This window comes from Pseudomonas sp. GM84 (genome assembly GCF_000282535.1).
Taxonomy (GTDB): Bacteria; Pseudomonadota; Gammaproteobacteria; order Pseudomonadales; family Pseudomonadaceae; genus Aquipseudomonas.
On record NZ_AKJC01000068.1, the window covers coordinates 1 to 20,168 of the forward strand.

The 20,168-nt window shown below is 64.3% G+C and carries 15 protein-coding genes; 7 read left to right on the top strand and 8 right to left on the bottom strand.

The window, feature by feature from the left end:
- The first annotated feature begins 56 nt into the window (after window positions 1–56).
- Entirely contained in the window at window positions 57–1,316 is a 1,260-nt protein-coding gene (locus tag PMI38_RS03785; RefSeq protein ID WP_008090942.1) for a carbohydrate porin, read from the top strand.
- Between the two features lie 102 nt (window positions 1,317–1,418).
- Here the strand turns inward: PMI38_RS03785 and argE are convergent, their stop codons facing one another.
- Window positions 1,419–2,579 carry an acetylornithine deacetylase gene (gene argE, locus PMI38_RS03790; RefSeq protein WP_008090943.1) on the bottom strand — a complete coding sequence of 387 codons (1,161 nt, stop codon included), beginning with the start codon at window positions 2,577–2,579 and terminating at the stop codon, window positions 1,419–1,421.
- Entirely contained in the window at window positions 2,572–3,249 is a 678-nt protein-coding gene (locus tag PMI38_RS03795) for a DUF1028 domain-containing protein (protein ID WP_008090945.1), read from the bottom strand. Before PMI38_RS03795 ends, argE begins: the two co-directional genes overlap by 8 nt.
- A gap of 303 nt (window positions 3,250–3,552) precedes the next feature.
- Between PMI38_RS03795 and PMI38_RS03800 the strand changes: the two genes are divergently transcribed.
- Complete coding sequence (locus tag PMI38_RS03800; RefSeq protein ID WP_008090947.1) at window positions 3,553–4,872, top strand: flavin-containing monooxygenase; 1,320 nt, start codon at window positions 3,553–3,555, stop codon at window positions 4,870–4,872.
- Window positions 4,872–5,288, top strand: a complete 417-nt coding sequence (locus PMI38_RS03805; RefSeq protein WP_008090949.1) for a RidA family protein — start codon at window positions 4,872–4,874, stop codon at window positions 5,286–5,288. Before PMI38_RS03800 ends, PMI38_RS03805 begins: the two co-directional genes overlap by 1 nt.
- Before the next feature lie 122 nt (window positions 5,289–5,410).
- On the opposite strand, the gene PMI38_RS03810 is transcribed toward PMI38_RS03805, so the two are convergent.
- Window positions 5,411–6,316 (bottom strand): LysR family transcriptional regulator, encoded by a 906-nt coding sequence (locus PMI38_RS03810; RefSeq protein ID WP_008090951.1) that lies wholly within the window; start codon window positions 6,314–6,316, stop codon window positions 5,411–5,413.
- A gap of 180 nt (window positions 6,317–6,496) precedes the next feature.
- On the opposite strand from PMI38_RS03810, the gene PMI38_RS03815 reads away from it, so the two are divergent.
- Window positions 6,497–6,883, top strand: a complete 387-nt coding sequence (locus tag PMI38_RS03815) for a VOC family protein (protein ID WP_008090953.1) — start codon at window positions 6,497–6,499, stop codon at window positions 6,881–6,883.
- 76 nt (window positions 6,884–6,959) lie between these two features.
- Complete coding sequence (locus PMI38_RS03820) at window positions 6,960–7,529, top strand: hypothetical protein (protein WP_008090955.1); 570 nt, start codon at window positions 6,960–6,962, stop codon at window positions 7,527–7,529.
- Window positions 7,530–7,567: 38 nt separating this feature from the next.
- On the opposite strand, the gene PMI38_RS03825 is transcribed toward PMI38_RS03820, so the two are convergent.
- From PMI38_RS03825 to PMI38_RS03840, 4 genes are all read right to left on the bottom strand, one after another.
- Window positions 7,568–9,247: an MFS transporter gene (locus tag PMI38_RS03825; RefSeq protein ID WP_008090956.1), complete on the bottom strand. Its 1,680-nt coding sequence runs from the start codon at window positions 9,245–9,247 to the stop codon at window positions 7,568–7,570.
- Between the two features lie 184 nt (window positions 9,248–9,431).
- Window positions 9,432–10,211: an alpha/beta fold hydrolase gene (locus tag PMI38_RS03830; protein WP_008090957.1), complete on the bottom strand. Its 780-nt coding sequence runs from the start codon at window positions 10,209–10,211 to the stop codon at window positions 9,432–9,434.
- Window positions 10,208–10,627: a VOC family protein gene (locus tag PMI38_RS03835; protein WP_008090958.1), complete on the bottom strand. Its 420-nt coding sequence runs from the start codon at window positions 10,625–10,627 to the stop codon at window positions 10,208–10,210. Before PMI38_RS03835 ends, PMI38_RS03830 begins: the two co-directional genes overlap by 4 nt.
- 75 nt (window positions 10,628–10,702) lie before the next feature.
- Entirely contained in the window at window positions 10,703–11,629 is a 927-nt protein-coding gene (locus PMI38_RS03840) for an alpha/beta fold hydrolase (RefSeq protein ID WP_008090960.1), read from the bottom strand.
- Between the two features lie 191 nt (window positions 11,630–11,820).
- Between PMI38_RS03840 and PMI38_RS03845 the strand changes: the two genes are divergently transcribed.
- Window positions 11,821–16,680, top strand: coding sequence for an NEL-type E3 ubiquitin ligase domain-containing protein (locus PMI38_RS03845; RefSeq protein WP_008090961.1), 4,860 nt, complete (start codon window positions 11,821–11,823; stop codon window positions 16,678–16,680).
- A 7-nt stretch (window positions 16,681–16,687) separates the two neighbouring features.
- Here the strand turns inward: PMI38_RS03845 and PMI38_RS03850 are convergent, their stop codons facing one another.
- Window positions 16,688–19,192: a UvrD-helicase domain-containing protein gene (locus PMI38_RS03850; protein ID WP_043272952.1), complete on the bottom strand. Its 2,505-nt coding sequence runs from the start codon at window positions 19,190–19,192 to the stop codon at window positions 16,688–16,690.
- Between the two features lie 186 nt (window positions 19,193–19,378).
- Here PMI38_RS03850 and PMI38_RS03855 point away from each other — a divergent pair, with 186 nt between their 5' ends.
- Window positions 19,379–20,077 carry a pirin family protein gene (locus PMI38_RS03855; RefSeq protein ID WP_008090966.1) on the top strand — a complete coding sequence of 233 codons (699 nt, stop codon included), beginning with the start codon at window positions 19,379–19,381 and terminating at the stop codon, window positions 20,075–20,077.
- Window positions 20,078–20,168 lie beyond the last annotated feature (91 nt).

Sequence of the window (20,168 nt, forward strand, 5' to 3'; positions counted from 1 at the left end):
CTTGTCCCGCGAAGAGGCCCTGAACAACACCCAGATTTCCCAGGAAAGTCCTCGCAATGCGCTACACACCCACTGCCCTGCTTTTGGCCCTGGCCAGCACCACCGCCCTGGCCGAAGGCGACCTGATGACCCGCAACACGATGACCGGCGACTGGGGCGGCCTGCGTCACCAGCTCGAAGATGACGGTATCAAGTTCACCGGCGACTACAGCGGTGAAACCGCCTACAACGCCCACGGCGGCCTGCACCGCTCGGCCCGCTACTCACAGAACCTAAAGCTCGGCGTGCAGTTCGACCTGTCGAAGCTGTATGGCCTGGACAACGGCGGCAAGGTCCAGCTGACGATCAACGACCGCCGCGGCAACAGCGCCTCGGAAGACCTGGTGGGCAACCGCCTGCCGATCCAGGAAAACTTCGGTGGTCTGTACACCCGCCTGACCGAGCTGAGCTACGAGCGCACGCTGTTCAGCCCGGCGCTCAACGTCAAGCTCGGTTACATGGCCATGGGCAACGACCTGGGTGGCCTGGACAGCGGCATCCTGTGCAACTTCATGAACGCCGGTTTCTGCGGCCACCCGCTGAACATGTCCGGCGGCAGCGGCTGGACCAACTACCCCAACGCCCACCTGGGCGTGCGCGTGAAGTACGACCTGTCGCCGTCCTGGCAGCTGCGCGTGGCAGCGTTCAATGTCGACCCGCAGAGCAACGGCAACTCCAGCCGTGCCTGGCACCTGGGGCCAAAGCACACGACGGGTACGGTGCTGCCGGTGGAGCTTGTGTACAAGCTGCAGGGCGAACTGCCGGGTGAGTACAAGCTGGGTTACTACTACGACAGCTCCGACGTGAAGCGCATCGGCAGCGACGACGAAGTGTCCGGTCGTGGCGGCCACTATGTGCTGATCGACCAGGCGGTGTGGAACGATGCCGGCTCGCCAGGCCGCAGCCTGCACGCCTTTGGCCAGTATTCGGCGTCGAGCGAGGCCGCCTCGCCGTTCACCAAGTGGTATGGCACAGGCGTGGTGCTGTACAAGCCGTTCGCAGGACGTCCGCGCGACACCGTGGCCCTGGGCTATGGCCGCGCCGTACCCAACCCGCGCAGCCGCGACGTGCTGGAGGACGCTGCGTTCAATGCCGGACAGCCCTTCCCGAACATCGACAGTGCAGAGCAGCTGATCGAATTGAGTTATGGCTACCAGGCAACGCCGTGGCTGAACCTGCGGCCCGATGTGCAGTACATCATCGAGCCGGGGGCGTTCTCCGGGAAGGCCATCGATAACGCGCTGGTGGTTGGGTTGCAGGTCAAGGCGACCTTCTGAGGCCCTGGGGCCGCTTTGCGGCCCATCGCCGGCAAGCCGGCTCCCACAGGGTTCAGTGAGGTACCTGTGGGAGCCGGCTTGCCGGCGATGAGGCCAGCGCAATCACCCCTGCTTGAGGTAATCCACCAGCCTCAGCAGCATCGCATCACACCCCTGCAACTGCTCGACACTGACGTACTCATCCGGCTTGTGCCCCTGATCCATGCTGCCCGGTCCGCACACCACCGTGGGGATGCCGGCCTGGTCGAACAGCCCACCTTCGGTGCCGAACGCCACCGTCCCGAAATCCTCCGAACCACTGAGCAGCGCCACCAACCGCGCCGCCTCGCTGTCCGCCGGCGTGGCCAACCCCGGGTAGGCACTCAACGGGGCCAGGCGAATCGCACTGGCCGCGTTGACCTTGCGCATGCGCGGCAACAACTCCGCCTCGGCATAGGTCTGCAGCTGGTCGGCCACGGCCTGGGCCTCGAACCCCGGCAAGGCACGTACCTCGAAGTCGAACGCGCATTCCTCGGGCACGATGTTCAGCGCCCTGCCGCCGTTGATCACGCCGGTCTGCACGGTCGAGAACGGCGGGTCGAATCGTTCGTCATGGTGTTCGGGCAGCGCCAGCGCCTCGCCGATCTCGCCCAACTTGCCGATCAGCTTCGCGGCGTACTCGATGGCATTGACCCCGTAAGGCGCATACGCCGAATGGCAGGCAGCGCCCTGCACCTGGCAGCGCATGGCCAGCTTGCCCTTGTGCCCGAGCACCGGCTTGAGCTCGGTGGGTTCGCCGATCAGGCACAGCCGGGGCTTGTGCGGGCGCTGTTGCAGGGCAGCCAGCATCGAGCGCACGCCCAGGCAACCGACTTCCTCGTCATAGGAAAACGCCAGGTGCACCGGGATGCGCAGCGGTTGCGCCAGAAACGCCGGCACCGCGGCCAGCACCGAGGCGATGAAGCCTTTCATGTCGGCCGTGCCGCGGCCATACAGGCGCCCGTCGCGCTCACTCAGGGCAAACGGCTCGACTGTCCAGGCCTGGCCATCCACAGGCACCACATCGGTATGCCCGGACAGCACCACACCGCCCACATCCTTGGGGCCGATGGTGGCGAACAGGTTGGCCTTGGTACCTTCAGGGTTGAGGAACAGCTCGCTGTCCACGCCAAGGCCAGCCAGGTAATCACGCACGAAGCCGATCAGTTGCAGGTTGGAATCGCGGCTGACCGTGGCAAAGCCGACCAACCGCGCCAACAAGGCGCGGCTGCTGAACTCACTCATCACCCGGCACCCCATAGCTTGGCGCGGTGGTCGGGTCGAGGGCGCGGGTGACGTAGTCCTGCATCTGCGGGCGATACGCCTGCCACAGGCCGTCGAGCACGCCGATCGGGTCTTCGTCGGCCCAGTCCACACGCAGGTCCACCAACGGCCAGGTCAGCTCACCGGCGATCTTCAGCGCCGCCGAGTGCACCGGACCCGCCTCGCCACCGGCGGCCATCGCCGCGTGCATGGCCGCCAGCAGACGATCAGCCAGGTGCCCACCGGCCTGTTCGAAGGCCTGCACCATGGCCTCGATCACCTGCAGCGAAGACAACAGGTTACCGGCCGCTGCGCATTGCTCACCGGCAACCGCGTTGTGCACGCCCAGCGCTTCCTTGCCGGTGAACAGGGCGACCTGGCCTTGGCTGTCAATCACCGTGACCTGGCGGTACTCGCTCCAGCCATTGGCGCTGAGCACCCGGTCCAATGCCGCGGCGGGCGGCAACTGGCCTTGTTCCAGGGCATCGAGGATCTGCGGCCCCAGCGCAGGCAAGGTGATGTTCTGGGTGGCGACGGCGCCGACACCGGCGCGTACCCATGGGCAACGCGCGCCAACGGCGATACTCGACGAGCTGATGGCGATACCGACCTGGCCGGTTTCCTGGCAGCGACCGATGATGGAAAAGGTCATGTGAATGCTCCTGTTGTTCTGTGCGATTGCAGGCAATCTGAACAGAAGCCTCCAGTGCGCGAAACGACCTTTTTCCTGTGCCTTGAACAGGAAAAAACTAAGGCTGCACAGCGCCCTGCAAAACACCCGAAAAACAGCGCAAAACCTTCACGCAGGCCTTATCCATCAAGGCCTTCGCCGTTTTATCGGCAAGCACTAGCTAAATACTATTTTCGCGATTTCCCCTGCATCCCTAGTCTGGCCCCAGGTAACGGCGGTCCTCCAAACCGACCTGACAAAAACCGCCTGAACAAGGGCTCGGACATGACACTGAACAATATCGAAATCGACACCCTGGTAGTCGGCGCCGGCCAAGCCGGCGTGGCCATGAGCGAACACCTGAGCAAGCTTGGCGTGCCGCACCTGGTGCTGGAGCGCAAGCGTATCGCCGAGGCCTGGCGCACCGGTCGCTGGGATTCGCTGGTGGCCAACGGGCCGGTCTGGCACGACCGCTTCCCCGGCCTTGAATTCAACCTCGACGCCGACGCATTCGCAGGCAAGGACCAGGTAGCCGACTACTTCGAGCAGTACGTGCGCAAATACAACCTGCCGGTGCGCACCGGTATCGAAGTGAAGAAAGTGGCGCGCAATGCCGACCGCCCAGGCTTCACCATCGAAACCAACGAAGGCGTGATCCGCGCCAACCGCGTGGTCGCCGCCACCGGTCCGTTCCAGCGCCCGGTAATCCCGGCCATTGCGCCCAAGGACGAGCAGCTGCACCAGATCCACTCCGCCGCCTATTTCAACCCCGAGCAACTGCCGCAAGGCGCCGTGCTGGTGGTGGGCGCCGGTTCCTCGGGCGTGCAGATCGCCGAAGAACTGATGCGCGCCGGGCGCCAGGTGTACCTGTCGGTCGGCGCCCACGACCGCCCGCCACGGGCCTACCGCAACCGTGACTTCTGCTGGTGGCTGGGCGTGCTGGGCGAGTGGGATGCCGAGATCGCCAAACCGGGCCGCGAGCACGTGACCATCGCCGTCAGCGGCGCCCGTGGCGGCCACACCGTGGACTTCCGCGCCCTCGCCCACCAGGGCATGACCCTGGTCGGCCTGACCCAGTCGTTCGAAAACGGCGTGGCGCGCTTCCAGGACAACCTGGCCGAGAACATTCGCCTTGGCGACGAGAACTACCTGGCCCTGCTCGATGCCGCCGATGCCTATGTCGAGCGCAACGGCCTGGACCTGCCGGAAGAGCCCGAGGCCCGCAACCGCCTGCCCGACCCGGATTGCGTCAGCAACCCGCTGCGGGAACTGGACCTGGCCCAGGCCGGCGTCACCAGCATCATCTGGGCCACCGGTTATGGCGTGGACTTCAGCTGGCTGCAGGTCGACACCTTCGATGCCAACGGCAAGCCACAGCACCAGCGCGGCGTATCCCGCGAGCCAGGCGTGTACTTCCTCGGCCTGCCCTGGCTGTCGCGCCGTGGCTCGTCGTTCATCTGGGGCGTGTGGCACGACGCCAAGCACGTCGCCGGCCACATTGCCACCCAACGCACCTACCTGGCCTACCGCGATCGCGAACAGCGTGATGCGGATGAGCAACACACTTCCTCGATCAGCAACGTCAGCACCCTCGGAGCCCACTGATGCCTACTCACACTCGCATCCGCATGTTCAACACCAAGGTCACCTACCCTAACCAGACCCTGGACAACGACCTGTGCCAGGCCGTGCGCGCCGGCAACACCGTCTACGTGCGTGGCCAGGTCGGTACCGACTTCGAAGGGCGCCTGGTAGGCCTGGGCGACCCACGGGCGCAAACCGAACAGGCGATGAAGAACGTCAAGCAGCTGCTTGAAGAAGCAGGCTCGGACCTGTCGCACATCGTCAAGACCACCACCTACATCACCGATCCGCGTTTCCGCGAGCCGGTGTACAAGGAAGTGGGCAAATGGCTCAAGGGCGTGTTCCCGATTTCCACCGGGCTGGTGGTGGCGGGCCTGGCTCAGGCTGAGTGGCTGATGGAGATCGATGTGATTGCGGTGATCCCGGATCAGGCGTGATTCGGTGAAATAGCCGGGGGCGCTTTGCGCCCCTTTCGCGGGACAAGCCCGCTCCCACAGAGCCTCCCCAGCACTTGAGCATTGTGGAGTTTCTGTGGGAGCGGGCTTGTCCCGCGAAGCTTTTAGAACTTGGCCAACTCTTCCCGGCAGAAATCCACGAACAGCTGCGCCGGCTTGGTCAACTGCACACGCTTCAACCGCGCCGCCGCCAGCCCCGACAGGGCCACCGGCTCGGTAATGTCCAGCGTCACCAGCTTCTGCCCGTCATAGGTGTACTCCGAGTGTGGCCGGGTCACCAGCAGCGAAAAGCCGAAGCCTTGCCCCACCATCCCGCGCACCATCTCGATCGACGGCGAGCTGAACACGATGTTCGGCGTCAGGCCCATTTCGTTGAACAGGCTGACGAAATACGTACGGCTCGGCGCCACGTCCAGCAGGATCATCGGCTCGGGGCACAGGTCGCGCAGCGACACCTGTGCCTGCCCTGCGAAACGGTGCTTCTCGGGCAGTAGCACATAAGGCTTCTGCGGCGGCATCAGCGGCTCGGCCTCGATGGTGTTGTCCAGGTCGTGGTCGTAGAGAAACGCCAGATCGAAAGTGCCTGCCGTCAGGCCCTGGATCAGGTCTTGCTGTTCGCCATCACGCAGGCGAATGTCGACGCCCGGATAGCGCTGGCGAAAGCCGGCGATCAAACGCGGCAGGTACAACGGCGCCACGGTTTCGAAGCAACCGATGTCGATCTGCCCGGCCACGGTGTCGTTGTCGGCCAGGGCGTTCTGCTCGAACTCGTGGGTCATCTGCAGCAGCGTCTTGGTCTTGGCATAGAAGCGCTTGCCGCTGGGGGTCAACGACACGCCCTGGGCGTGGTGGCGGATGAACAGCTGGACACCGAAGCTCTCTTCCAGGCTCTTGATCGCCGTGGAAATCGACGGCTGGGCGATGTACAGCTGGCGCGAGGCTTCGGCAACACTGCCGGCCTCGACGGTGGTGACGAAATACTTGAGTTGTCGCAGGGTGTAGGAAGCCACAGGTACCTCTCTGGCGCCGATCAGCGCCGTGGGAATTTTCCTGTCACTTTACCTTGCGGGCGCAGGGCGCGGGTTGCCGGGTGATAAAGGTTTTGCCTATGGCTTGAGCACATTTTTTTCGCAGGTGCCTGGCAGAGCGTCTTTACTGAACCTAACGCGCCACAGGTACGGTGTACGCCTATGAAGATCGTTGTCACCAGCATTCTCGTCGACGACCAGGCCAAGGCCCTGGCGTTCTACCACTATGTGCTCGGCTTCGAGCCCAAGGACGATATTCCCATGGGCCAGTATCGCTGGCTCACCCTCACCTCGCCCAACGACCCGAACGGTGTACAGCTCGTGCTGGAGCCTGACACGCACCCGGCTGCCAGAACCTACAAGGCTGCCCTCAGGCAAGATGGCATTCCGGCCACCTCGTTCGGCGTGCGCGATATCCAGGCCGAGTACACCCGCTTGTGCAAGGCCGGTGTGAAGTTCACCAAGGAGCCCACCCAGCTGGGCCCGGTCACCATTGCCGTGTTCGATGACACCTGCGGCAACCTGATCCAGATCGCCCAGAAGCACTGACCCTGGCCGCTGGCAGGCCGGGTGCCCGTTCGCTACATTGGTTGCTGTTGCCCGTGCGCCACAACAAGGAAACCAAATGCGCCACGAATTCAGCGAAGTGCTCAACGACCTGGTCGACTACTTTCTGGTCGGTGACATCCAGTTGCTCGACCGCTTCAAGCACGAACACCAGCTGCCTGCCGACCTGGCCAACGCATTCACCCACGGCGACAGCGGCGACCTGGCCGTGCAGGAAGGCGTCGTGCTGCCCCTGGCCGGGATCGACAACCTGCCCTACCACATCATCTTCACCCTCGATGGCCACCCGCCAGCCCTGCTCGAGCCTGGCAGCCGCCTGAAGCATCGGCGCAACGGCTATGTGCTGCAGGTTCAGAACCGTTCCGTGATGCTCTACACCTGGCGCATCCTGCAGCATTTCACGCCCAAGACCCTCGGCGACCTGCTGGCCCGCTACCAGGCGCCGGGGCGGCCGATCGTCGAACTGGACAATGGCTGGTACGACGTCGAGGTGCTGGGCGGGGCGGTGGTGCGTGATGGCTTGTACGAGCCGGCGTTCGAGTTCGTGATGAAAAAGCGCTGGAGCCGGGGGGAAGGCAAAGCCGTGGACACTGGGTACACCTATACCTTGCGCGGCTACTTCGACTGACTGCACCGGCCCTATCGCCGGCAGCCTCTCCCCAAAACTCAAGTGTGAGTAATATCCCGGTCCTTGGTCTCCGGCATGAAGAAGATCCCCAACACCGCCGTCATCACCGCAATCACGATCGGGTACCACAGCCCGTAGTAGATGTCCCCGGTCGCCGCCACCATGGCAAAGGCCACGGTCGGCAGGAAACCGCCGAACCAGCCATTACCGATATGGTACGGCAGCGACATCGAGGTGTAGCGGATACGCGCCGGGAACAACTCCACCAGCCATGCGGCAATCGGCCCGTACACCATGGTCACGTAGATCACCAGGATGGTCAGCAGCAACAGCACCATTGGGTAATGAATCTTCGCCGGGTCGGCTTTTTCCGGGTAACCGGCCTCTTTCAATGCCCCCGTCAACGTCGCGGTGAAAGCGTCGCCCTGGGTCTTGAGGTCGGCCGCCGCCAGGCTGCTGCCCTCGAAGCTTGGGATCACCCGCTCACCAATGCGAATCTGCGCCACGTTGCCCGGCTCGGCTTTCTGGTTCTCGTAGGGGATCGCCCGCTTGGCCAGCAGGCTCTTGGCGATGTCGCAGGAACTGGTGAATTTGGCCTTGCCCACCGGGTCGAACTGGAACGCGCACTGGTCGGGGTCAGCCACCACCACCACCGGGTTCTGCTCCTGGGCAACGAACACATCCGGGTTGCCGTACTCGGTCAGCGCCTTGAAGATCGGGAAGTAGGTGAGCGCGGCGATGATGCAGCCGGCCATGATGATCTTCTTGCGACCGATGCGGTCGGACAGGCTGCCGAAGAAGATGAAGAACGGCGTACCGATCAGCAAGGAACCTGCGATCAACAGGTTGGCGGTCTGCGGGTCGATCTTCAAGGTCTGCAACAGGAAGAACAGCGCATAGAACTGCCCGGTGTACCACACCACCGCCTGGCCGGCGGTGCCGCCGAGCAGCGCCATGATCACCACCTTGAGGTTTTCCCAGCGGGCGAAGGATTCGGTCAACGGCGCCTTCGACGCCTTGCCTTCGGCTTTCATCTTCAGGAACACCGGCGACTCGTTGAGCTGCAGGCGGATGTACACCGAAATCGCCAGCAGCAGGATCGACAGCAGGAAGGGTATGCGCCAGCCCCAGGCTTCGAACGCCTCGGTGCCCATGGCCGTGCGACAGGCCAGGATCACCAGCAGCGAAAGGAACAGGCCAAGCGTCGCAGTGGTCTGGATCCAGGCCGTGAAGAACCCGCGCCGGCCTTTCGGCGCATGCTCGGCGACATAGGTTGCCGCACCGCCATACTCGCCACCCAGGGCCAGGCCCTGCAGCAGGCGCAGGGTAATCAGGATGATCGGGGCTGCCACGCCGATGCTGGCATAGCTGGGCAACAGGCCGACGATGGCGGTCGACAGGCCCATGATGATGATGGTGATGAGGAAGGTGTGCTTGCGCCCGATCATGTCGCCCAGACGGCCGAACACGATGGCGCCGAACGGCCGTACGGCGAAGCCTGCCGCGAAGGCCAGCAAGGCAAAGATGAACGAGGTGGTTTCATTGACGCCGGCGAAGAAGTGCTTGGCGATGATCGCCGCCAGTGAGCCATACAGGTAGAAGTCGTACCATTCGAACACCGTGCCCAGGGAGGAGGCGAATATGACCTTGCGCTCCTCCTTGGTGATGCCACGTTGGGGCGCGCTACTGCCCGTGGATGCGCTGTCGATAACCGCCATGGGTTGCCTCCGTCTTGTTGTTATCGCAGGCCGGAGCACCTCATACCCGATTCAACTTCGCACCCAGGCCCCAGGGCTTGCATTGGTTGCGCGAAGCACGACGAGGCGGGCCGCCTCGAATCGCTGCAAGGTAAGCATAATCGGCTTTGTCGGGATATCCACTTGCCAGCATCGGCAGATGCCATCACCCCAGAAACCGTTGCACCTCGGCCAGCACGGTGGCGGCCTGCTCCCGGTGCGGCACGTGCCCGCAACCCTGCAGCAGGCGCATCACGCTGGGGCCGCCGGCCCGTTCGGTGAAGCGCTGCGGATGCGCCACCGAGCCAAACTCGTCCTGGTCACCGTGCAGGCAGAGCATCGGGCAGCGCACCTTGGCCAGCAAGGCATCGAGGTTCCAATCGGTGAAGGCTGGCTGCAGCCAGGTGTCCACCCATGCCCGCAGGACCCACTCGGCCTTGTCGCCGTGATACCGCGTCAAGCGCTCCAGCTGCCCCGGCTCGGCGAACTGGCGGTCGGCATCGCGGATGCCCTGCAGGGTCAGGTCTTCGACGAATGCCTGGGCCGATTCGATGATCAGCGCCTGGCACCGCTCGGCAAAATGGGCTGCGCAGGCAACCGCCATACCGCCCCCGACGCTGTGGCCGAAGACGATGAAAGCGTCGACCCCGAGTTGCCCCAGCACCGCCGCGAACCCCTGTTGCGCCTGTGCCTCGACAAAGCCCCGCGCCAGGAAACCCGGATGCGGATCGGAACGGCCAAAGCCCAGGCGATCATAGGCAATCACCCGATGCCCGGTGGCTGCGGCCAGCTGCGCGGGAAAGTCACGCCACAAGGCCACGCACCCCAGCGAGTCATGCAGCAGGATGATCGGCACGCCCTGCGCTGAAGCCGGTACCCAGTCCTGGGCGAAGAGCCTGCCCTCGGGCGTGTCGATCCAGTGTTCACGCAACGTGACTGCCGTCATACCGCCTCCACCACCGGCCCCTTGAGCTCGACCTGGTTGCCATCGGGGTCGAAGCAGTACAGCGACAGCCCTTCGCCCTCGGCGCCGTAGCGCTTTTCGGCCGGCTCGACAGTCACACCGGCGGCCTCCAGGTAGGCCGTCAGCGCCTGCTCGTCGAACGGCTCGATGCGCAGGCAGAAATGATGCAGGTTGCGCCCTTCAGCGCCCGGCGCCGCGCCACCTGGGCGCCCCAGCGGGCCATCGAGGGTCACCAGGTCGATCATCGCCGTCCCCGTGGCCAGGTGGACCATCCCCAGGTCTTCGCGCTCCCGGCTGACCGTGCAGCCCAGCAGGTCGCGGTAGAACGCCACGCTGCGCTGCAGGTCACTGACCCGCAAAACCAGATGATCGATGTGCTTGAGGGTGAAGGGTCGCATGCCGGATCTCCTTGTGGCGATTGCGCGAAGGCAGCGCCCACCATAGCCCAGGAGCCTGCACGCTGACCATCCTGCTCATTCGTTGACCAGGCGTTGCAGCAGCCCGCCGTCGTGGCGGCTCAGCATGCGCAATATCTGCTCGGCCAGCGCGCGCTCCGGCGCCTCCAGGTGCAAATGGTGCCCACCGGGGTGCCAGGAAACCCGCGCATGGTCTGGCAGGGCTGGCTGGCGCCGCTCGAACGCGCCGCCGGTAAATGCGCCCTGGCGGCCGAGCAACAGGTACAGCGGGCAACGGATTTCCCGAAGCAGGTCGCAGGCCTCGCGCTCGGTCAGCGGCATCGGCTCGGGCAGCACCAGGCGCGGGTCATGCCGCCAGCAATAACCCTCCCCCACCTGCAGCAGGTCGCGCAGGGCCAGCAGCCGCGCGGCGTCTTCCGACAATTCGCCATCCAGGCGTTTGCGTCGCTGTTCCAGGGCCGCTTCAAGGGTGTCGAACTGGCTGCCGTCAGGCGCAGCAAAGCCTTGCAGCTGGCTGCGCTGGACCATGCGTTTGAGCCGGTAGGCACGGGCCAGGTGCTGTACCCGGTCATCCTCGGCGACGGTGAACGGTGCGCCCATGCCATCGAGGAAGATCATGCTCGCGATGCCACTGGTCATGGCGGCAAGCAGCGAAGCGATGCCGGTGCCCATGCCATGGGCCAGCACGTGAAACCGCCCCAGGCCCAGGCTGTCGGTCACCGCCAGCATGTCCTCGGCGTGCTCCCAGAGGTAGTAGCCGCTGTCGTGGCGGCGATGGTCGGAGCGGCCATGGCCGACCAGGTCCGGGGCCACGACGAAACAGCCTTCGAGCATCGGCGCCAGGCGCTCGAACGAGGCGGCGTTGTCCAGCCAGCCGTGCAAGGCCAGCACCGGCATACCGTCTTCCGGCCCCCAACAACGCACGGCAATCTCGATTCCGTCAAGGTCCAGCAGATGGTCCTTGGGACTGAACGGCGAACGCATGCTCTCTCTCCCTGACTGGTGCCTGGCGCGTACTCGTCAGGCCGGCACCTTACCTTGACCCAGCCGATCGGCTGCTGCTGACCCCTCGCCGACCGCCACATGTGCGTGACCGACCGTACCGAGCAGTTAATTACCGCACGCCGCCGGCTCGGCTGCGGCCCCATAGCGGCTCCATTCACTGGAGAACGCTCATGACCCACACCCCTTACCACCATGCCCAGATGGTGCGGAGCCTGCCCGACTGGAGCAAGGCGCTGCACCCTGATCACGCCAGCCGTATCGTGCAGAGCCTGCGCATGGACTACCTGGATGCCGAGGGTGTCGCCTACCCCTGGTACAGCAAGGCAGACACCCTCACCCGCGAGGCCCTGCAGCGGGCCATCGCCAAGCGCGACGACAGCCGCAGGGCCTTGCAGACCGCCTTGAGCGCATTGCGAGGCATCACCGAATTCTGTGCACCGCTGCTGCAACAGCGCCTGAAGCTGGATGTTGCGGTTGATGAAGCGCAGTACGTCTATCAGGCCATACAGGTCAAACAACCCGACGGTTCACCTGGTGGCCCCCCGGTCTCGTCAGAGCTGCACGAGATCATTCCCAAAGGCGATCCTCAGCCTCGCAGCCTGCTGGAAGCAGCCCTGCACAATTTCGAAGGCCCCGCCGACACCACACGGCTGAGCCGCCTGCAACGCAGCCGCCAGGACATCCTGTCGATCGACGGCCTGACCGTGGCGAGTTTCATCGAGCAGTGCCGGACCCTGGACCTTGGCCAGCGCTATCAGGAGCACCTTGACCAGATCTACGACGGCGAAGGCAAGCGTCAGCTGGATGCGCTGGCCACCCAGGCCCGACGCGACGAATTCCGCGTACAGGTCCGTATCGCCGCCTGCAAGGGCCTGCTCAGTGCCGCCGAATCATTCGCCCTGCATGGGCTCTGTGCAGACGATGCAAGCTCCGAACCTGTCTATCAGGGCCGCCCCCTGCGCTGCTGGCAGTTGTCATTGCTCGGTGTGCCGATTCACGAAATGCTGTTCATCGCGCCCGTGGAAAATGCCGAGCACGACCCCGTATTTCTCTACAACCCGGTGGATGACGACCCGCTCAGAGGGTTCGCTACGCTGGGCGATGCCTTCCAGCATCTGCGCACACAACTGCTGGACACCCCCTACCGCAAACGCTTCGTTGCCTTGGCGCTGCAGGCGCAGCAAGCCGGCCTGAACTCGCGCCTGATGCGCGAACTGTTCAGCAACGCCACTGAAGCCGGCAAGCAACCACTGATACCACGGGACTCGATTCATCTTGAAGTCGAGGAGAAGGCCTTGCCTGTGCATCCGTGGGCGTCCCTGGAGGCGAGCCACCGGATCAGGCTCAGGTCGGACGCACGCGGCATCGCCGTACCCACGGCCGACGTCGACGCCAAGGTACGCCTGCGCAACCTGGAGCACTGGTTGGACCTCGGCATGACCGTGCTCAACGTCGCGGCCATGTTCGTGCCCTGCCTCAACCCGATCATGCTCACCCTCGGTGCCGCGCAGATCATGGGCAGTGTCTTCGAGGGCATCTCGGCCTGGGAGGAAGGTGACAACGCGCAGGCCCTGGCGCAGCTGGAATCGGTCTTGCTCAACGTTGTGGTGGTCGGCGCCCTTGGCGCAGGGGGTGCGGTGCTGAAGGCCTCCGGGTTCGTCGATGGGATGCAGAGCATCATCAAGGATGGCAAGGATTACCTGTGGAGCGGCGCTCTCGACGACTATGCCAGCGAAGTATCGCTAGCCGAGCACGTTGAACCCGATGCCCAAGGCCGTTATTCGCTGGAGGGCCGGCACTACGTGAAAATCGATGGCCAGCTGTACGAACAGGTGCAAGAGGATGGCCGCTGGCGCATTGCCCACCCACAAAACGCGCAGGCCTATCGCCCGCGCCTGCAGGACAACGGCGAAGGTGCCTGGTACGCCACCCATGAAAATCCCCTGCAATGGGATGATCGCCAACTGTTGCGACGTCTTGGCCCGGTCAGCGAAGGTCTGGAGGGTGAGGATCTGGATGCCGCCCTGCAAAGTTCAGGGACCTCTGGCGAGGTCTTGCGCCGTAGCCAGGTCGAGGGTCAGCGCCCACCTGCCCTGCTAGCCGACATGCTCCAGCGCCTCAGGTGCACCCGTCAGGTGTACGACATCATCGCGCGGGTACGCGAGGACAAGTCGCTTGCAGCCCACATGAACTTTGCCCTGCCCAGCGTGACCGAGCTCGACGGCTGGCCGGCAGATCACGTGATCAAGGCCTACAGTGGGCCGGAAAGCTGGGGACAGAGCGTGCGCTATGGCACCACTGATACCCCTCACCCCGTCGAAATCGAGATCAATCGCGCAGAACTGCAGAATGGCGAACTCTGCAGCAGGATCATTGCGCAACTCGACGAACAGGCACTTGCCGAACTGTTACCCGAATCCGCCACTGACCCGGCCAAGGCATTAAGCGGCAAACTGGCAACGCACCTGGAAATCAATCGCGCAACGATATTCGAGCGGCTGTACAGCCGACATGTCACTGACCTGCCGCCACACTCCCAGGTGCTCGCCAGCCAGTTCCCCGGCCTGCCCAGACGCGCCATCGAGGAAATCCTCGCCCACACCAACACACTCGAACGCCAACGCCTGGGTCTGGGCCGAGTACCCCTGCGCGTGGCTGAAGAGGCCCGCAGGCTGCAGGCTCAGTCCCGTTTGAACCAGGCCCTGCTGGGGCTGTATCGCCCGGAACTTGCCAACGCTGACAGCGCCGTGCTGGATGCCGCGCTCATGGCACAGCACCCCGATGCCACGGCGTTGCAGCGTTTCGAAATCGCCGTCGCCGACCGGCCCCACGCCGCCAGGCTGATCGGGCAACAACCGATCAGGCCCGGCTACCAGTCGCCGATGCGACTGGCAGATGGCCGCCTCGGCTATCCGCTCAGCGGCCGCCAGCCGCGCGGCAACCCAGCTCCACAGCAGTTGCAGGCGCTGTACCCGAGCCTGAGCGACAGAGAACGCCAGGCATTGCTCCAGCGGTTGCGTCAGCGCGGCGATGTCGCCCAACAGATCAGGGCCCTGGAATATCAGCGTGATGTGCTCGGCGAAAGTCTGCGTGAATGGGAAAACCAGGGCACGATGGGCCAACAGACCTGGCGCTACATGGCACGCTACGTGATCAACCGCGCCTGGCGTGGCGAAGACATGTTGTCGCTGGTGATGATGGACATCGGCGAGTTACCGTCGCTGCCGGCTAGCTTCGATCACATCACCACCGTGTACATTCAGGCCCTGGACATCAGCCAATTCCCCCACGACTGGTTCCAGAGCTTCCCTTCGCTGCGCAGGCTGCGCCTGGTGCGATGCCCGCAGCTCGACTTCGACAGTCTGTTCCAGGCACTGGAGTTCACGCCCCGCCTGGAAGTACTCGAACTTGACCATAACCAGCTCACTGGCCTGACTGGCGCAATGCGCCAGCGCTTGTCACGCCTGTCCAGCCTGTGCACCCTCGATCTGCGCCTGAACGACCTGCAGCTGGGCGCCGATGACCTGCAGCTACTGACCCAATTGCCCCTTGAGCGGCTTGACCTGGAGTACAACCAGATCGCCCTGGACGCCGACATGGCCGGTCGTTTTGCCCAGATGGGCAACCTGCGCAACCTGAGCCTGAACAACAACCCGTTACAGCACGCGCCTGACCTCACGGGGCTGATCCAACTGGCCAACCTGCAGCTGCGCAGCTGCGGGCTGCAAACCTGGCCACCCGGGCTGACAGCACTGATGTCCCGGGCCGACCTGCAATTGCGCGTCCTCGACTTGAGCGGCAACCCCATCAGCCAGATTGCCGACCTCGACCAAGTCCTGGCCAGCCCCTTTGTGGCCGCCGTGCGCGAAGGCCACAGTGGGCGTTATTGGGAATTTTATGACAACGGGCTGGACGCCCAGAGCCTGCGCAGGCTTCGCGCCAACGGCGTAGAAATCGACGTCCACGACGGTTTGGGTGATGCGACCGACAATATCTGGCTGCAAGATGCCAGTGAAGGCCAGCGACAGCTCTGGGACGAGATGTTCGAAGGAGGTGACAATCAGCACTTACGCGACGTCATCGAACGTGTCTCAAACTCTGCTCAGGCCCTTAGCAACCCTCGCGGGATGGCCCGCCAGGTCTGGCGACTGCTTGAGCAGGTCGGAGGGGATGAGGCGCTGCGTACGCACCTGGACACCATCGCACAGGATTACCCGCCTACCTGCGGTGATGCCGGTGCCGATGCCTTCAGCGACCTCGAACTCGAATTGGAGACCTACAGGGTGCTTGGCGAAGAACCGGACCGCCCCACCTACCTGTTTCAATTCTTCAGAAAGCTGTATCGCCGTGAAATGGTCAATGCGTTGGGTGAACGGATCCAGCTCGCCCGCCTGGCGCGTCAGGCACGCCTGCTCGAATTGGACCGACGTCCACCCGAAGCACAACCTGCGGACTTGAGCGTTCCTGAACTGGACCCCCTCGATTCGCTTGATGACGATGCCCTGCTTCAAGGCGGGACAGACATGATCGAAATCCGCCTGGCATTGCGCCAGGCGTTGGCGTCGGACCTGAACTTCCCGGAAAACAGTCAAGACATGCTCTACCACGCCGAGGCAATGATTTCGGTAGAGGTAGAAAACAACGTCGAACAAGCGGTTCGTGAGCTTGATCAAACGGCCGCCGAGCGCAGGGGTTGGATTTCACGGCGGCCCAGCTGGCAGCGCTACCTCACCCAGCGATATGCGAGCCGGTTCACGGCACTGGATGAGTACTGGTATCGAGGCACGCAATATCTGGATTACTGCCTGGACCCTGAAAACGACGCGGTGACCGCGTTGGATGACAAGGTGCTTCGGGCATTCAGCGACGTCTTGTCCGAGGCACCGATGGATGAAACCGGTCAACTGCGCAGAGTGGAACTGGACAGTCAAACCTATGACCAGGCCAACCGGCGCCTGGGTGCCGGTCGTGACCAGGCGCGTCAGGCGTTGTTCGACCAACTTACCGCCGAGCTGGACCTGAACATCTGAGCAGCCACTACTGGCCGCGCAGGTCTTCGAAGAAGGCCTGCCGGCCATCCACCTGGCTCGACGCACGTGGCACCGCCGCCACCTCACCGTTGGCCGCTTCCACATGCCAATAGCAGTGCCTGACCGCGCGGGTCACCGCCACATAGGCCAGGCGCTGCACCTCTTCCTTCTGCGCCGTGTCGAACGGCTGCGCATCGCCGGCGCGGCCAAGGCCGGCCTGGCGATACACCTGGTTCTTGTACGGCGAGCTGGTCAGGTACTGGCAATCACCGAGCATGAACACCGCATCGGCCTGCAGGCCCTTGGCACTGTGGTAGGTGAGCTGACGCAGGCGCCGCTGTTCGGCGGGCAACGCGGCCTCCGCCTGCAACACGCTGTGCAGGTGCTCACTCATCAGCGCTTTGTCGCTGCCTTTGCGGTACAGCATCATCACCGACTCGCCCCGCTGGTAATGCTCGATCAGCGTCTGCCCCAGCGCCGCCTCGTCGCGCTCGAACACCTTGACCGGCGAACCTGGCAGCTCGGCCGCCGGGCCCGCGGCCCGGGCCTTCTTGCCGGCGATGGCCGGCGCGCCCTTGACCAGGTGCTCGGCCGCATCGATCACCTGCTGCTGGCAGCGGTAGTTGTCGACCAGCATCACCCGGGTGTTGGCCGGCGACGGGAAAGCCTTGGTGAACTCCATGAAGTACTTCGGCGAACTGCCCCGCCAGCCATAGATCGACTGCCAGTCGTCACCCACGCACAGCAGCGACGAATGCTGGGCGTGGCGCCCGGTGTGCAGGGTCGGGCCACGCCGACGGATCTCCGCCAGGCAGGCGCGCAACCAGCTGACGATCTGTGGCGAGACGTCCTGGAACTCGTCGATCATCAGGTGTGCCAGGGGCCGCAACAGCGGGTCGGGCAGCAGTTGCAGGTTTTCCGGGTTGTTCTCGCCGAACAGGGCGAACATGCGGTTGTAGCTCATCACGGGCGGCGACTGGTTCAGCAGGTGCGCTTCCAGCGCTGTCCAGTACAAGGCCAGGGCTTCGAAGAACAACGCGTCATGGTCGCCCGACGGGAAGCTCATGGCCGCCACAGCCGTATTCACCTCAAGGCCGAGGTTCTCGATGAAGGTGGCGGCACCGACGAAGGCATCGAGCAACGGCGCCGGGGCAAGCTCGCCTTTGACCTTGTACTCGAAGCCAGGGCCGGCCACAGCATCGCCGGCCAGCGACGCGGCCAGGCGCCGAGCCATGGCGTAGTTGTCCAGCCAGATCAACGGCTTGTCGCAGAAAGCTTGAAGTAACGTGCGCTTCACCGCCCATTCCGCGCGCACCGCAAGCTTTGCGCCGGGGCGCTGGTACTGGGCGCTCTCGGACGGGTCGAAGCCCAGCACCACCCAGGCATCCAGACCCTCCAGACGGCCATGGACATGGAAGCGGCTGCCACGGATCTCGACGGTTTCGCGGCACGGCTCGATGCCCTTGATCGGCCAGGCGCCGGCGGCAAACCACAGGTCCTCGATCACATCGCACAGTTCTTCGTCGCGCTGGGCGGCCAGTTGCAGCACCTGCACGCGTTTCTGCACGTCGGGATGGTCCGGGTCCAACGGCTTGAGCTGCAGGGCTTCACGGCGCAGGGTGGCGACGATCTCGGCAAAGCGTGGGCTGCTTTCGAGCAGGTCGCGGTAACAGAGGTTGAGCTGCTGGCGCTGGGCATCGTTCAGGCGCAAGTCGAACGGGTTGCTCTCGGCTTGCGCCTCGCTGCCGGCGGGCATCTCGTTGCCCAGGGTCTCGAAGGCGCGCAGCTGGCCGAAGCCCGGCAGGCTGCGTACCAGCGGCAGGATGCGCGAGTGAAAGGTGCGCACCAGTTCGCGGGCGCGGGCCGGTTGCAGGTCGAGCTGCCACAAGGCGAACACCTGCACCAGGCGCTTGATGAAGTCCTTGCGCGACTCGCGGGTGAAGGTCACCACGGTCATGGCGTCCAGCTCGTAGCCCAGGTAGTGGCGCAGCAGCAGGATGCGCAATACCAGCGAGGTGGACTTGCCCGCCCCCGCCCCCGCCACCACGCAGGTGGACGGCGTGTCGCTGAAGATCAGCTTCCACTGCGCCGCGCTGGGCTGGGCTTCTGCGGGCAGGCGCTGGGCCACATCGGCCTTGAAGCGTTTCTTCAGCTCGGCAGTCAGTGGCAGGCGCCAGTCGTCGAACAAATTGTCGTCCTGGCCGGGCACGGCGGCGGTGTCGGGGCGCGAATCGCGAATCACCAGTACCTGGCGCCCGGCCTCGTAACCCTCTGCACGTCCCCGCTCGAAGCCTTCGCGCAGGCCCTCGACATGGCCGCTGCGCTGGCCACTGGCGTGGCCGAGGAACCACGAGTCGCGGTGTTGCGCCTGCAGGCGGGTCAGGCCACGGCCCAACAGGCGCGCAGCGAGGCGGCGAAACCAGGGCAATTGGGCGGGTGGGGTCAGTTCGGCGGGGGCCTGGGGTTGCTCGTGGGCCACGGTCACTCCGTTGCAAATCGAATCAGCGGGCATGTTCGCTTCATCTGCCAAAAATCGCCAGCGAATGCTTGCAGATCAGTGCATTAGGCGATGAACCGGAGATTTCACAACGCCTTATTCAATCGACCATGCCGATAATAATCAGCCGATATTTACGCTTATTTTCGATGGTTCATTGGCGCATCATGGCGTCATTCCACTGATTCAAGGAGCACCACCATGCTGCAACTGCGACCGTTCGAAAGCCTCGGCCACGCCAACCACGGCTGGCTCGATGCCCACCACCACTTCTCGTTCGCCGAGTACCACGACCCCGCCCGCATGCACTGGGGCAACCTGCGGGTGTGGAACGACGACCTGATCGCTGCCGGCAGCGGTTTCCCTCCGCACCCGCACCGCGACATGGAGATCATCACCTACGTGCGTGAAGGTGCCATCAGCCACCAGGACAGCCTGGGCAACAAGGGCCGAACCGAGGCCGGCGACGTGCAGGTGATGAGCGCTGGCAGCGGTATCGTGCACAGCGAGTACAACCAGGAAACGGTCGATACCCGCATCTTCCAGATCTGGATCGTGCCGGAGCGTGTGGGTGATGCACCGTCGTGGGGGACGCGGCCGTTCCCCAAAGGTGAACGTGGCGAAGGGTTCGTGACCTTGGCCAGTGGCCGGGCGGGCGATGCGGACAGCCTGCAGATTCGCACCGATGCACGCCTGGTGGCGGCGACGCTGAAGGCCGGGGAAACGGCCGAATACCGCTTTGATACCGGGCGCCGGGGTTACCTGGTGCCGGCCAAGGGGCTGGTGGAGGTCAACGGGGTGCGGGCCAAGGCCCGGGATGGCATGGCGATCGAGCGGGAGGAGGTACTGCGGGTGACTGCGGTGGAAGACAGCGAGATCGTGCTGGTCGATGTGGCTTGATTGACTGGGGCCGCTTTGCGGCCCATCGCCGGCAAGCCGGCTCCCACAGGGATCACCACAGTTTCAGAACCTGTGCAGTACCTGTGGGAGC